Source organism: Kitasatospora sp. NPDC032757 (genome assembly GCF_055579305.1).
In genome coordinates, this window is record NZ_JBVINN010000033.1 from 31,034 (window position 1) to 45,687 (window position 14,654).

The 14,654-nt window shown below is 73.5% G+C and carries 11 protein-coding genes and 1 pseudogene; 1 reads left to right on the forward strand and 11 read right to left on the reverse strand.

What is annotated here, in order from left to right; genetic code table 11:
• Window positions 1-53: 53 nt before the first annotated feature.
• The 11 genes and pseudogenes from ACZ5WK_RS29030 to ACZ5WK_RS29080 all read right to left on the reverse strand — a co-directional run bounded on the left by ACZ5WK_RS29030 (window position 54) and on the right by ACZ5WK_RS29080 (window position 11,926).
• Entirely contained in the window at window positions 54-2,192 is a 2,139-nt protein-coding gene (locus tag ACZ5WK_RS29030) for an amino acid adenylation domain-containing protein (RefSeq protein ID WP_465551625.1), read from the reverse strand.
• A gap of 48 nt (window positions 2,193-2,240) precedes the next feature.
• The gene (locus tag ACZ5WK_RS29035) at window positions 2,241-4,136 is read right to left on the reverse strand and encodes an FAD/NAD(P)-binding protein (RefSeq protein ID WP_465551627.1); all 1,896 of its coding nucleotides are present in this window, start codon (window positions 4,134-4,136) and stop codon (window positions 2,241-2,243) included.
• Window positions 4,137-4,186: 50 nt separating this feature from the next.
• Entirely contained in the window at window positions 4,187-5,107 is a 921-nt protein-coding gene (locus ACZ5WK_RS29040; protein ID WP_465551629.1) for an MBL fold metallo-hydrolase, read from the reverse strand.
• The gene (locus tag ACZ5WK_RS29045; protein ID WP_465551631.1) at window positions 5,104-6,099 is read right to left on the reverse strand and encodes an ornithine cyclodeaminase family protein; all 996 of its coding nucleotides are present in this window, start codon (window positions 6,097-6,099) and stop codon (window positions 5,104-5,106) included. The genes ACZ5WK_RS29040 and ACZ5WK_RS29045 overlap by 4 nt, the downstream gene beginning before the upstream one ends.
• Window positions 6,100-6,144: 45 nt before the next feature.
• A complete protein-coding gene (locus ACZ5WK_RS29050; RefSeq protein ID WP_465551633.1) occupies window positions 6,145-6,915 on the reverse strand; it encodes a thioesterase II family protein in 771 nt (256 codons plus the stop codon).
• Entirely contained in the window at window positions 6,912-7,709 is a 798-nt protein-coding gene (locus ACZ5WK_RS29055) for an FkbM family methyltransferase (protein ID WP_465551635.1), read from the reverse strand. Before ACZ5WK_RS29055 ends, ACZ5WK_RS29050 begins: the two co-directional genes overlap by 4 nt.
• Window positions 7,706-8,503, reverse strand: a complete 798-nt coding sequence (locus tag ACZ5WK_RS29060) for a thioesterase domain-containing protein (RefSeq protein WP_465551720.1) — start codon at window positions 8,501-8,503, stop codon at window positions 7,706-7,708. Before ACZ5WK_RS29060 ends, ACZ5WK_RS29055 begins: the two co-directional genes overlap by 4 nt.
• Window positions 8,504-8,680: 177 nt before the next feature.
• Window positions 8,681-8,887: pseudogene (locus ACZ5WK_RS29065) on the reverse strand (acyl carrier protein); the annotation flags it as partial.
• 291 nt (window positions 8,888-9,178) lie between these two features.
• A complete protein-coding gene (locus tag ACZ5WK_RS29070) occupies window positions 9,179-10,513 on the reverse strand; it encodes an MFS transporter (RefSeq protein ID WP_465551637.1) in 1,335 nt (444 codons plus the stop codon).
• Window positions 10,510-11,187 carry an ArsR/SmtB family transcription factor gene (locus ACZ5WK_RS29075; protein WP_465551639.1) on the reverse strand — a complete coding sequence of 226 codons (678 nt, stop codon included), beginning with the start codon at window positions 11,185-11,187 and terminating at the stop codon, window positions 10,510-10,512. The genes ACZ5WK_RS29070 and ACZ5WK_RS29075 overlap by 4 nt, the downstream gene beginning before the upstream one ends.
• A 118-nt stretch (window positions 11,188-11,305) precedes the next feature.
• Window positions 11,306-11,926 carry a histidine kinase gene (locus ACZ5WK_RS29080; protein WP_465551641.1) on the reverse strand — a complete coding sequence of 207 codons (621 nt, stop codon included), beginning with the start codon at window positions 11,924-11,926 and terminating at the stop codon, window positions 11,306-11,308.
• Between the two features lie 554 nt (window positions 11,927-12,480).
• On the opposite strand from ACZ5WK_RS29080, the gene ACZ5WK_RS29085 reads away from it, so the two are divergent.
• Window positions 12,481-14,292 (forward strand): helix-hairpin-helix domain-containing protein, encoded by a 1,812-nt coding sequence (locus ACZ5WK_RS29085; protein ID WP_465551643.1) that lies wholly within the window; start codon window positions 12,481-12,483, stop codon window positions 14,290-14,292.
• Window positions 14,293-14,654 lie beyond the last annotated feature (362 nt).

Consider the following 14,654-nt stretch of genomic DNA (forward strand, 5'->3'; position numbering starts at 1 on the left):
CCCGGATGCAAGGGCGGTCACACTGCTGCCTCTCGTCTGGTGGTGCGGGAGCGTCACGGCTCGAGCCGGCTTCGCAGCTGCCGGACGTCGACCTTGCCGTTGGCGGTCAGGGGGAAGCGGTCGACCGTCACGAAACTGCTGGGGATCATGTACGCGGGCAGGCGCCCGCCGAGGTGCTCGCGCAGGCTCGCGGCCTCGGGCGCGGCCCCCGTCTCGGGCAGCACGAAGGCGGCCAGGCTCTGGGTCCGGGCGTCCGGGTCGGCCGCGATCACGACGACCTCGGCGACGCCGGGGTGGCGGCGGAGCTGCTCCTGGATCTCCCCCGGCTCGACCCGGTAGCCACGGATCTTGATCTGGTGGTCGACCCGGCCGAGAAACTCCAGCGAGCCGTCCGGCAACCAGCGGGCCCGGTCGCCGGTCTTGTAGAGGCGCGCGCCGGGCGGGCCGTACGGGTCGGGCAGGAAGCGCTCCTCGGTCAGCTCCGGCCGGTGCAGATAGCCGCGTGCCACGCCCGCGCCGCCGATGTGGACCTCGCCCGCGACACCGACCGGGAGCGGCTCGAGCCGGTCGGTGAGCACGTACATCGTGGTGTTCGGGATCGGGTCGCCGAGCGGCACCAGGACGTTGCCCGGTGGCTCGGTGACGACGTACCCGGAGTTCCCGATGGTGATCTCGGTGGGGCCGTACTCGGTCGCGACGGCGGTGCCGTCGGGGCCCGCCGCGGCGATCCAGCGGCCGGCCAGGTCGGCGGTGAAGGCGTCGCCGGCCGCGATCGCGATCCCGGCGAGGTCCCGGGTCTCCTCCGGGGTGAGGTCGAGGCTGAGCAGGTCCAGCTGGCCCGGGGTCATCTTCAGGAAGCTGTACGGCCCGCCGGCGACCAGGTGCTCGCCCAGGTCGGCGATCGGCAGCGGGTCCGGGAGGAGGTGGACCGGCTGACCGGCGAGCAGCGGGCTGAACAGGTTCGGGATGCCGAGGTCGAAGGAGATCGAGGAGAAGGCGGCGGAGCCACCGGTGCCCCGGCCGGCGTACGCGCTGGCCGCCCACAGCAGGTAGTTGGCCAGGCCCCGGTGCTCGACCATCACGCCCTTGGGTGCGCCGGTGGAGCCGGAGGTGTAGATGACGTAGGCGAGCCGGTGCGGGTCGGCCGGGGTGTCGGGGAGGCCGGACGGCCGGGCGTCGATCGCGGCGCGGTCCCCGTCCACGAGCACGCTCCGGACGCCGTCCACCGGTTCGAGCAGCGGCAGCTGCGCGGTCTCGGTGAGCACCGTCTCGCAGCCGGCGGTCTCGACCATCAGCCGGAGGCGCTCGGGCGGCAGGTCGGGGTCGAGCGGCAGGTAGCCGGCGCCGGAGCGCCACACCCCGATGAAGGCGGGCAGCAGGTCCGGGCCGCGGCGCAGGCAGACCCCGACCAGGGTGTCGGGTCCGGCGCCGAGGTCCCTCAGGTGGTGGGCGATCCGGTTGGCCCGCTCGTCGAGTTCGCGGAAGGTCAGGGTGCCCTCGTCCGAGCGGACGGCCACCGCGTCCGGGGTGCGGCGGGCCTGGGCGTGGATCAGCGCGTCGACGGTGTCCGTCCCGTGGTCGACCGTGTCACCGGACGCCCAGGTGTGCAGCACCAGTTGCCTCTCCCCGGCCGGGAGCCGGGCGGCCAGGGCGTCGCCGTCGGGTGCCGCGGCCATGGCCTCCAGGACCAGCCGGTACATCTCCGCCAGGACGGCGAACCGGGCGGGCGCGACGCTCTCGGCGCGGGCCGTCAGCCGCAACCGTCCGTCCTCGGGGGCGACCAGCAGGCCGTACGCCGTCCCGGGCCCGGCGGCCGCGGCGAACAGGACCCGGTCGGGGCGGGCCGCGCCCCGGCCGGCCGGGGCGGCGGCGCTCTCCTCGCCGGAGCGCAGGTCCTTGACGACCTGCTGGAGCAGCCGCCGCCAGGTCTCGGCGTCCCGGTGCACCTCGACGGCGACGGGCCGCCCGTGCTCGGGGAGGCTGACGTCGGTGCTCAGCCCGTGGTCCGCGGTGAGCATGCCGAGCACCTTGACGTGCGCGGCGACCAGCACCTCGCCGACGGTCGCCCCGCAGGTCGCGGCCAGTGCGCCCAGGCCGTCGGCGAGATCGCCGAACTCCACGACGGTCTCGCCGGGTTCGCCCGCGGCGTGCCCGGGCTGCCAGGCGGTGGGCAGGGTCAGTGTGACGGTCAATGCGGTCTCTCCTCGTGGTCGCACCGCGGCACGCGCGCGACGTGCTGTCTACTGGTAGGCCGGAGTCGCCCGCGCGGGCAGTTCCTCGCCGGAACGGACGCCGGACAGCGCGTGGGCCGCGATCGCGTCGGCGTCTCGGACGTAGTCGCCCCACGGACCGGGGCGGCCGAAGCCGACCTGGGTGAACCAGCGCGTGTTCTCGGTGGGAACGCCGAGGACGTACAGGCCGGTGTCGGGCAGGCCCGTGCGGTCCACCGGATGGAACGGGGCCGTGGTGACCGCCACCCCGCCGGTGCGGAAGGCGTGCTGCTCGTCCCGGTTGACGAACTCGGTCCACAGGCCGCGTCCCCGGAGGTTGCGGGTCAGCTCCGCCGGGTCGCGGCCGAGGTCCGGCACCGGGACGCGGGCGTCGACCACGTGGTCGACCGGCGTCCCCGAACCCGCCACCCGGGGCGAGGAGACGGTGAACCGGCCGAGGCCCGGATCGGCGGCGATCCGCACCTCGGGCCCGACCACGCGCAGCACGCCGGCCGCCATCAGCGCCAGTGCCTGCCGCAGCCGCACCGGCGGTGGCCCGGCCACCAGCACCGAGCTGACCGGCACGAACGAGCCGAGGAACGCCTCCCGGTGTGAAGCCGGGTCGAGCCCCCCGAAGTCGACGCACTCGCGCATCACCCAGCGGGTGTCGCGGATGACGTCGAGCGCGGCCATCAGCGGCGACCGGGTGTTGCCGCGCTCGGCCTCCCGGACACTCCCGCGCAGCAGCGCGGCGAGCGTCCGGTCGAACTCCTCCGGCCCGGCGAAGGTCCGCCCGGCGAACGGACGGGCCAGCGCCTCCAGGTCGATCGGGGGCATCCCGGCGACACCGTGACGGGCGGCGATCGTGCGGACGTCCGGCAGCCCGGCGTCGCCGGCGAGGACCACCTCCGCGGTGAACTCCTCGGCGGCGCACGGCCCGTGCGAGTGGCGCAACGCGGTCGCGTAGTAGACCAGGTCGATCTCGGCGGTCAGCCAGGGCAGCACGTCGGCCGTGAAGTCCAGCACCGGCCCGGCCGCCCGGCTGCGGACCCGGTCCGGGGTGAAGAGGACGGGCTTGAAGGAGTACCCGGGAGGCCGGTTGTTGTCGCCCTTGGCCAGCAGCGGCAGCCCGCTGCGCGAACCGGCCAGCAGGACGGGCTCCGCGCCGCCGGGCCGGTACACCAGCTCACCGTCCGCGTCCTCGGTGAACCGGCCGCCCCGGCCGACCGTGAGGGCCGCCATGACGTCGTAGAAGGACAGCCCGAGCCCCAGCACGCCCACGGCCGCGCCGGCCGGGATGGCGTCGAGGGACATCTCGGCCGGCGAGTCGCCCCGGATCCAGCCGAGAGCGGGGCGGTCCGCGGCGAAGTCGAGAAGCTCCCGCTCGGTGCGCTCCGCCGGCGCCGGCCCGGCGTGGCCGGTGACCAGGACCACCCGGTCCGCGTCCAGGCGGCCCCCGCCGGCCGTGGTCAGGCGGTAGCCGCCACCGCACGGTTCGAGGTCGGTCACGGCCGCGCGCACGCGCGTCAGCCGGACGTGTGCCGGCAGGTGGGCCTCGATCGCGTCCAGGGCGAAACGCAGGTAGCGGCCGTACACCGCCCGGGGCGCGTACCCCTCCGGCCCCGGGTGGCCGGGGACGCCGGCGGACCACCACTGGTCGAAGGTCGGCCCCGCACCGGCCCGGGCCGGCCCGTCGTCCTGGGCGCCGGAGAACGCGGAGATCAGGCCCACCGGCGTGTTCATCAGGAACCACTCCGGCTGGTCGGTGCGGTAGATCCGCCCGCAGCCCACCTCCACCGCGTCGATCAGGTGCAGTTCCACCGGCCGGTCGCCGGGCTGCTCGGTCAGCCGGGCCACCAGGCGCTCGGTCACCGCCAGCCCGCGCGGGCCGCTGCCGACGACGGCTATCCGCCAGGGTCGCGTCAAGGGAATCCCCCTCCCGAGGGCAGAGAAAGTCGGTTCCGGGTGATGCCGGCTCAGGCGTGGCAGGTGAGCGGCTTGCCGCCGTTGTAGACGACCATGTCCCGGTAGGCGGCGGCGGTGTCGATCCTGGCGCCGGGCGGGGTGCCGTCCAGCTCCGCGTACGCGCGGTGCAGGTTGCCGACGATCCGCTCGACGTCCAGCCATGCGAAGTACTCGCCGAGGTCGCTCTCGAAGGCGGCCTCCAGCGGGCTCAGCCCGGCGTCCTTGGCCTCGCGGGCGATCTCCTGCACGGTGCGCAGGTAGCCGAGCGCCTCGTCGATCACCTCGGGCCCGCAGACCGGGCCGTGACCGGGGACGATGGTCTGCGCGTCCAGCGGCCGCACCACCTTCTCCAGCACCTCGATCGCCCCGCTGACCGAGCCCATCAGCACGAACGGTGCGCCGCCCTTGAAGAGCAGGTCACCGGCGAACAGCACGGACCGGTCCGGCAGGTGGACGATCGAGTCGTTGGTCGTGTGTGCCGGGCCCCCCACGTGCCGCACGTCGCAGCGCAGTTCGTCCGACCAGAGCGTGACCCCGTCGGTGTAGGTGAGGAACGGCGGTGCCAGCTCGAACTCGCCGAAGTCGATCTCGTTCCACACGCCCCGGTTGTACGGCCGCCCGAAGGCCATCGCCTCGGCCCGCGCCTGCTCGTGCCCGATGATCGTGGCACCGGGGAGCAGGTAGTTGCCGAAGGTGTGGTCGGCGTGGTGATGGGTGTTCACCAGCGTGCGGACCGGCCCCCCGGCCACCCCGGCGACCGCGTCCAGGTAGGCACGTGTCCGGCTCTCGGTGGCGCAGGTGTCGATGCTGATGACGCCCTGCCGGCCGACCAGGAAGGCGGTGTTGTTCAGGAACCAGCTGCCGTCCGGCTGGACGTACGCGAACACGCCCTCGCTGACCTCGACCGTCTGCGGCGCGCCGCCGAGCGTCACTTCCGACCGCCTGCCACGACCGGGACGCTGCCCTTGGTGGACGGGAAGCCCGCCAGCTCGGTGCCCAGGCCCTGCGCCGCGGCACTGCGGTAGGCGTACGCGGCCACCGCGACGTCCTGCAGCGGCGAGCCCACGGACTTGAACAGCGTGCGGGCCGGGCGCGGCGCGTCGGCGGGGCGGCTGCACAGCTCGGCGAGCGTGATCACCCGCCCGGTGTCCAGGGTACCGGCCTTGACGGCGGTGATCGCGTCGCCGGACTCCTCCAGTGCCTGCAGCCGGTCCACCACGATGAGCCCGGGCGCGCGCCAGACCTCGGCGTCCAGCTCCCGCTCCTCGGGCAGGGTCGAGCCGGTGGAGCTGATGTGGACGGTCTCGGGGATCCAGTCCGCATAGAAGGCCGGGCCGTTGCCACCGGTGTTGGTCGCCACCAGGATCAGGTCGGCGTCCTGCACGGCGGTGGCCCCGTCCGCGACCGGTTCGATCTCCACGCCGAGGCGCTCCGAGAGGTCCCTGGCGAACCCGTCGCGCCGCTCCTTGCGCGGACTGTGCACGGAGATCCGCTCCAGGTCCAGCAGTTGGCTGATGACCGTGGCCTGCATGCGTGCCTCGGCGCCGGAACCGATGATCCCGACCCTCCGGGCGCCCGGCGCCAGCTTGGCGGCGGCCAGGCAGGCGGTGGAGGCGGTGCGCAGGACGGTGAGGTGGTTGCCGTCCACGGCGGCCAGGAACTCACCGGTACTGATGTCGAAGAGGTTGACCTGGAACCGGACGGTGCTGCCGACCAGGTGGAACTCCTTGTAACCGACCACGCCGAGGCCCGGCAGCGCCGCGGCCATGAGCCGCAGCCAGCCTCCTTCGAAGCGGAGGTTGACCCGCTCGGTGATCGCCGTGTTGCCGGCGTGGTCCTCCCGGTAGGCCTCGTCCAGCGCGTTCAGTACACCCTTGACGTCGGTCGCCCGGCGGACGTCCTGGTCGGTGAGAATGATTGCCATCTTTTCGTCTCTCTCTGGAGCTTGTGCACGCGTCAGCGGCGTCGGTCAGCCGGTCGGTCCCGCGCCCGCCGCCGGCGCACCGCGCAGCAGGGCGGAGACCAGCTCCGACGCCTCGTCCAGCACGAAGTGGCTGGTCGGGTACATGTGCAGCGAGAACGGCCGGGTGGTCTCCCAGCGCCAGGCCGCCATGGACTCGTAGGTCACGAAGTGGTCGTGCATGCCGCCGGCGACGGCGATCGGGACGTCCAGCGGCAGCCCGGGGGCGTACGGGGCCCGTTCGATCAGCCGGTAGTCCGCCCGCAGCACGGGTTCGAACATCTCCATCAGGTCGGGGTCGCCGAGGACCCCCGGCGCCACGCCGCCGAACGACGCCACCTGTTCGAAGAGTTCCTCACGGGGCAGCAGATGGAGCGGGGACTCGATCGAGCGCACGGCCGGCGCCTCGATCGACGAGACGACCAGGAGCTCCGGCTGCGGCCGGCCCTGCGCGCGCAGCCAGCGCGCGAACTCGAAGGCCACCAGGCTGCCGGAGCAGTGCCCGAACAGCACGAACCGTCCCTGCGTCACCGGTGCCAGGACGCTGCCCAACGTCTCCAGGAGCTCCGGCATCTCCTCGATCGGCGGCTCGTCCAGCCGGTTCTCCCTCCCGGGGAACCGGACGGCGCACAGCTCGGCGCCGGCCGGGAGCCGGTCGGCCCACTCGTTGTAGATCGAGGCCCCGGCACCGATGTGCGGGAAGCAGATCACCCGCACGTCCGGCTCGGCCACCGGGCGCGGCCTGATGACCCACTTCCGGTTGACCAGCGTTCCCCTCATGAGTTCCTCCGCGCGAACAACGTGTGGACATCGGTGCCGCGGTACTCCTCGGGCTGTTCCACCGTGGTCGTCATGCCGTGGACGGTGAACAGGTCGACGGCCGCGGCCAGCCGGCCTTCCCCCTCGACCTCGACGGCCGCCAGCCGGATCCTCGGCCACAGCTCCTCGCCGATGCCGCGCAGCACCTCCAGCTCGAAACCCTCGACATCGATCTTCAGGAAGTCGATGCGGTCGATGCCGAGGCTCGTCGCCGTCTCGTCGAGCCGCACCACCTCGCACGAGACCTTCCGGACCTCCTCGAAGCGGCCGGCCAGGATCTCCTCGGTCTCCTCGACCAACACCGCGCGGCGCTCCTCGTCGTCGAGGCCGGCGGCGACATTCCTGATGTAGGAGCGGACCAGTTCCTTGTCCTCGGCAGGATCCGCGTCGAATCCGGACATCATCGTGTACTGCGGGTAGAAGGTCAGCTCACGCCGCTCCGCAACGGAGCCGACGGCCTGGTTGAGAGCCGTGACGTTGGAAAGCCCCGCGACATTGCCGGAAAGCAACCGGAAGACCTCCGGAGCGGGCTCGAAGGAGAATATCCGGGCGGTCGGCCACTGCTGCGCGGCGAACAGCGCGAACATCCCTATATTGGCCCCGACATCGACGATGACCGGGTCGTCCGGGAGCGGTTCGCCGTCCGGCGGCAGGTAGACCCCGTCCTCGAAGATCTCCTTGTACAGATACTCGGCCTCATGGCGGTTGAGGCACCGCACCACCAGGCCGTTCGGCAGGCGCTGCTCGTACGTCATGTCAGCAACTCCGCCTTGATGACGTCAGCCACCCTGGGATCGGCGAGCAACGGCCCGAACCATTCGACGCCGTAGTCGAACCAGTGCGGTCGCAGGTCCGCGGCCGCCCGGCCCCAGAGCAGCTCGGCTGCGTCGGCCTCCTTCTCGTCCTGGAGCAGGACGACGGGGACGTCGCAGGCCTCCGGGCGGTAGCGGCTCAGCGCCCACGCGAGGCCGGCCGCCACCCGCTGGAGCCGCGCCAGGTCGGCCGCCCCGGTGTCCGCGCCGTACCAGCCCTCCCGGCTCAGCAGGGCGAGTACCTGCTCCGCGTCCTCCTCGCCGCCGAGGCCGAACCGCTTCACCACCAGGGCCAGCCGGCGGCGCAGCGCGAGGTCGAAGTCGACCGGCGAGCCGGGCAGGGCGGGCGGCTTGATCAGCACCACCCGGTCCACCTCCCGTGCGTGCGCGCGCAGTTGACGCGCCAGCTCGAAGGCGAGCACGGCGCCGCTGCCGACACCGGCCAGGTGGAACGGGCCCGCCGGCTGGACGGCCAGCAGCTCGCCGACGAACCGCTCGGCCAGCTCGGGGACGGTCGCCGTCCACGGCTCGGCAGCCGGGTCGGCGCCCGGGTCGTGCTCCAGCGACAGCGTGTACACCGGGCGCCCGGTCTCCCAGCCCCGCGCGGCCTCGCGCTCGAGGTCGGAGAACTGCTCCGAGAGGACGAGGAACAGCGGCTCCCCGACACCGTCCGCGACGAGCACGGCCAGGGCCGGCGCGCCGTGTACGGGGGCGGGGGTGGGGGTGGGGGCTGACACGGCGGCTGGGGCCGGCACGAGGGCGGACGCGGGGGCGGACGCCGACGCCGGGGCGGGGGCCGGCGTGCTGACGGAGTCAGGCGCGGGGGCGGAGTCCGTCAGCACGGCCGGGACCGGAATCCCGGCCGGCGGATCAACGGATCCGACGCCGCCAACCGTCAGGCTTTCGGCGAGCCGGGCCGGTGTGGGATTCCGGAACACCGCCGAGCTCCGCACGGATATTCCGCGCTGCCGTGCAGCGATGACGACATCGACCACCTTGAGCGAATTCCCGCCCAGATCGAAGAAATCGTCGTGCGGCTGGGCCGTGACGCCGAGGACGCCCGCCCAGATGTCACAGAGTTCTTGCTCGATCACCCGACACGATTTATTTTCTCCGGTCACTTGACGGACAGTAGGAGATCGCCGCAGCCGTCATCGGCAAGTCAACGGGCAACTGACCGGCAATCGGTGTCCGCACGTTCCCCGGGCGAAACACCCTCGGCCGGCGCCCACGGGATCCTCCGTGCCGGGCATGCTGGGCGCGCCCGGTCAGCGTCCGTGATGGGCGGGTGGACGCGCTGGTCAGCGTCCGTCGTGGCGTGGTGGCGCGTGGTGGTCAGCGTCCGTCGTGGCGTGGTGGACGCGCCCGGTCAGCGTCCGTTCCGGGTGAGCCCGACGTCCGGACGAACGGCGTCAGGCCGAGGCCGCCGACCGCGTGGGTTCCGGCACCTCGCCCGCCGGGCCGTGGCCGCGCAGGCGGTCCATCTCCCGCCACTCCGGGCGGAGTCCGGCGAGCGTGGTGGTCGCGAAGTACAGGCCACCGCAGACGAACAGCACGGGTATCAGGCCGGTGAGGGCGACGGCGGCGCCGGCGAGGAGACCACCGAGGGGGATGCCGGCCCAGGCCAGGGAGTCACCGAGGGCGCCGACACGGCCGAGCAGGTGGCGCGGCACCCGTTCGAACAGCATCGCGCCGAGGATCGGGTTGAGGAAGCCGGAGCCGAACCCGCCCACCACGAAGACGGCGAGCACGACGCCCATCGGTGCGTCCATGGCGAGGACCAGGAACCTCGGCGCCCCGCAGAGCAGGAAGCCGGTGAAGAAGACGATCCGGCGCGGGAGCCGGTGGGCGAACGCCGCCGCTGTCAGGCTGCCGCCGACCGCGGCGATCCCCCAGGCGCTGCCGGTCAGGCCGATGGCCGCCGGGCCGCCGCCGGACTCCTGCGCCCAGACCGGCACCAGGACCGTCATGAACCCGGCGTCCAGCAGGTTGGTCACACCGATCATCACGATTACGGTGAGCATCAGCGGCTCGCTGCGCACGAAGGTGAAGCCCTCCCGGAACATCCGCCAGTAGCCAGCCTCCTGCTCCGGCGCGTTCTCCCCCGTCGGCTGCGGGGTGGTGGCCGCCCGGCCCATGCCGCGCGGCAGTACGAGCGCGATGACGAGCGAGCCGAGGGCGAACGCGACCGCGTTGACCGTCAGACCGGCCATCGGGCCGAGCAGCGCGATCAGCCCGCCGCCGATCGCCGGGCCGACCGTGGAGGCAAGCCGCTCGGTGACCCCGGAGAGCCCGGTGGCCCGCTCCAACGGGATGCGGGCACGGTCGGCCGCCTCGGGGACCATCACCTCCTTGGCCAGGTCCCCCGGGCCGCGGACCGCTCCGACCAGCCCGACCATGACCAGCAGCAGCCAGAACGGAAGCACCCCGAGGCCGTGCAGCAACGGGATCATGCCCGCGGCAACGGCGCTCACCGCATCCGTCGTCCAGGAGATGACCCTCGGGCCCAGCCGGTCGATGACCGGCCCGGCCAGCGCCTTGACCAGGACGTAGGGCGTCATCTCGACGAAGGCGACGACACCCGTCATGGTGGCGCTGCCGGTGGTGGCGAGGACGAACCAGGGCAGGGCGATCGCCGAGACCCGCGTCCCGGTCAGGGAGATCGCCATCGCCCCGAGCACCCCGGCCAGCGGCCGGACCGTGCGCGGAGCGGCGGACCGGGGAGGCGCATCGGGGACGGCGCTCACCTCCGCCCCTCCGCTTCGTCCGCCTCCGGCTCGCCCGCGGGGTCGGGCAGGACCTGGAACACCACCGCGACCCGCTCGGCCCCCTCCGGCACCGCCTCGGCCTCCGAGCCGGCCCCGGCACCGGACCCGGCACCGGACTCGGGCCCCGCGGCCCAGCGGTAGCGGGCGACCACCTCCGCCACCTCCTCGGCGAGGCGGCGCGCCTCATCCGGCGTCAGCCGCAGCGACCAGTCGCTGAAGTCGAAGGCGTGCCGCCACTCCCGCGGCATCGTCTCGAAGGAGTTCAGCGCACGCTGGGTGGTCAGCGCGTTGGCGGCGACGACCGACCGCAGATAGGCGAACGCGGCCCCGGGCTCCTCGTCGGCCAAGTCCCGGTCGGCGAACCAGGTCATCTGGTGGAGCGGCTTCCACCACCGCTCACGGGCGTTGCCGCGCTCGGTGTCCTCCGCGACGAAGCCGGCGGCCGCCAGCTGGCGCAGGTGGTAGCTGGTCGCGCCCGACGTCAGCCCCATCCGCTCGGCGAGCCTGGTCGCCGTGGACGGTCCGTGCCGGCGCAGCAGCCCGACCAGTTGCACGCGCACGGGGTGGGCGAGGGCCCGCAGGCCCTTGGCGTCGAGGACGACGACATCGGTCTGCGGATCCGGGCCGTGCGGCCACTTCTGCTCCTCGGTCATGGCAGCAGATTAGAACCGCAAGCACTTCTTTGCAAAGGGTTATTTGCAAAGAAGTCTTGGCGATCTTCCGGATGCCGGGCCGGGCCGCCCGATACCGCGGGGTGGCCGTCCGTTGCGCTCAGTCGCCGGCCACCGCCAGGATCAGGACCACGGTGATGCCGCCGCCCGGGGTCGGCTCCACCGCCAGCTGCCCGCCGGCCGCGCGGATCAGCCCGTAGCCGGCCGGGCCCACCGGACCGTCCGGGCGCACTCCGGCGAGCAGCCACTCACGGGCCTCCGGAAGTTCACAGGGCCCGCGGTCCACCACCCTCAGCTCCACCCGGGCCCGGTCCGACGCCGCACCGGCCGGCCCCGGCTCCCGGCCACGAACGGCCCGCGCCACGGTGCCCGACCCACCCGGACCGCGCGCGCCTCCGACGCCGCCCCAACCGCCCGAAGCCCTCCGGCCGGACACCGCGTCGACCCGGACCAGCACCCGGTCCCCCGCCGGGCTGCGCCGGATCGCATGGTCGACCAGCCCCGCCAGCGCGGACTCCAGCCGCCGGGCGTCCACGGCCACCACCGGCAGGCCGGCCGGTATCCGCACCGAGACCGACGCCGCCCGGCCGCCGCCCCGCAGCACCCTCTGCACCACCTCGGCCACCTGGACGTGCTGTGCCTGCGGATCGCAGCCCTCCGTACGCTCCGTCCACCGCACCCGCTCCAGTTCGGGCCTGCTGAGTGCCCGCGGTGCGGCCATCTCCCCCGGCGGCCGCCCCGGACCGCCCGCCCAGCCGGAGCCGGCGCCACCGAACCCGCCCGCGTCAGCGGCACCGTCCGAACCGCTCCCGAATCCACCGTCCCGGCCGCCGCCGCGCCCGGCGGCCCCGGAGCCGCCCGGGCCGCCGAGTCCGCCGAGTCCGCCGAAAGCGCCCAGCCCACCGAGTACCCGGGCACCCCCCGACGCGACATAGCCCCAGAGCTTCCCGCGTGCCATCGCCCTGCCCCTCGTACGTCACCGGCCGCCACCGCCGGAGGCGCAGCAGGCCGGACGGGGCCGCTCTCCGGGCCCCTGCGCCAAGCCTGCGCCTCCGCCACCCGGGTGACAATCCGGCTCATGGACGCAAATCGGCCACCGCACCCCGCCGGTCGGCGGGTACCACCCGGCCGACCGGCGGGTCCGGTCCGCCGGATCCCCCCCCGGCGCGCCGTCGGAGCGCCGCCTGCCCGGAATGCCGTCCGGCGCCCACCCACCCGGCCACCCGGCCACCCGGCCACCCGGCCCGATCCGACCGCCGAACCTAGACTGACCCCATGACCCGGCTCAACGACCAGGTCCAGGAGCTGCTCCAGGAGTACGCCGACCTGATCTCGATCACCGGCGGGGACGCCTTCCGGGCCCGCGCCTACGAGAAGGCCGCCCGCGCCGTGGGCGGTTACCCGGAGGACGTCGCCGGGCTGGACGCCAAGGGCCTCCAGCAGATCCCCGGCGTCGGGAAGTCCACCGCCGAGAAGGTCGCCCAGTACCTCGCCACCGGCCGGATGGAGGCGCTGGAGACGTTGCGCGCCGCGATCCCGCCCGGGGTGCGCGAGATGATGGCCGTCCCCAGCGTGGGCCCCAAACGCGCCCTCGCCCTCTACCGCGATCTCGGCATCGCCTCGGTCGACCAGCTCGCCGAGGCGATCCGCGCGGACCGGCTGAGCGGGGTGGCCGGGTTCGGCGAACGCAGCGGCGACAAGATCCTGCACGGCATCGAGATGATGCGGCAGTCCGGCGGGCGGACGCTGCTCGACGCGGCCACCGAGCAGGCCGATCAGATCGTCGCGGCGATCGCGGCCGTGCCGGGCTGCACCCGCTGCGCGTACGCGGGTTCGCTGCGCCGGATGCGCGAAACCGTCGGCGACATCGACGTGCTGGCCACCGCCGAGGACTCCGCGCCGCTGATGGCCGCACTCACCGAACTCCCCTACGTGGCCGAGGTGATCGTGCGCGGCCCGACCAAGACCTCGGTGCGCACGACCAAGGGCCTCCAGGTGGACCTACGGGTGGTGCCGGAGGAGGACTGGGGTGCGGCGCTGGTCTACTTCACCGGCTCCAAAGCCCACAACATCAAGCTCCGCACCATGGCCGTCCGGGCCGGCCTGAAGCTCTCCGAGTACGGGCTGTTCGAAGCCGAGAACACCGAGGAAGCCGAGGACGCGGAGCAGGCCGACAGCGGCACCGGCACCGGCACCGGCGACCGTGGCGCGGGCGCCGGCGCGGGCGGCGCGAAGGTGGCGTCGGCGACCGAGGAGGAGGTCTACGCGGCGCTCGGGCTGCCGTGGATCGCGCCGCCGCTGCGCGAGGACCGGGGTGAGGTCGAGGCGGCGCTGCGCGGCGAACTGCCGGAGCTGGTCACCGAGGCGGACCTCCGCGGTGACCTGCACTCGCACACCAACCTCACCGACGGGCTGGCCACCCTGGAGGAGATGATCGACACGGCGGCCGCCCGCGGCTACGCGTACTACGCCGTGACCGACCACGCACCCGACCTGGTCATGCAGCGGATGACCGACGAGAAGATGCTCGCCCAGCGCGATCAGCTGCGCAAACTCGCCGGCCGGCACCGGCGGATGCGCCTGCTGCACGGCACCGAGCTCAACATCGGCCCGGACGGCGGAGTGGACTGGCCCGCCGAGTTCCTGGCCGGCTTCGACGTCTGCGTGGCCTCCGTCCACTCGCACTTCGGTGCCGACCGGGCCACCCAGACCCGTCGGCTGATCCGCGCCTGCGAGAACCCGTACGTTCACATCATCGGCCACCTCACCACCCGCCGGATCGGCCGGCGCGGGCCGATCGACGTCGATCTCGACGCGGTCTTCGAGGCCGCTGCCCGTACCGGCACCGCGATCGAGATCAACAGCTCACCGCAACGGCTCGACCTCCGCGACGAGGACGCGCTGCGGGCGAAGCGCTACGGAGTGAAGTTCTCGATCGACAGCGATGCCCACGCCACCGGCCACCTCGCCTACCCGCGCTACGGCATCGGCACCGCCCAGCGGGCCTGGCTGACCACCGAGGACGTGATCAACACCTGGACGTGGCAGCGGCTGAAGCGGTTCCTGCGCAAGGACGCCCTGCGCTAGCGGCCGTCCCTCCTCACCAGCGCCCGAGGAGCCTCCGAGCAGCCCCGGACATCCGCCGGACATCCCCTCGGGCCGGTCTCCCGACCTCGCGCCCTCCCGCCCCGCGCCCGACCTGCACACTTTGCCCGATTTCGCACCGGAAGACTCTGGTGCAACCGGCACGGGAGGAGCATCATGGAGGTGGACCTGCGAGGTAGATGAGGGAGTTCGACCGCAGGAGGCAGTGGCGACAGATCGAGACGGATCAGGGTCTGCCGCTGGTACCTCGGTCGACGATCGAACTGTGAGGCCGGAGGACACGATGTCCGGAGGCCACCCCCGCCTCGCAGGTTCCCCGTGCCCACCCCTCCCCCCATCCCCCG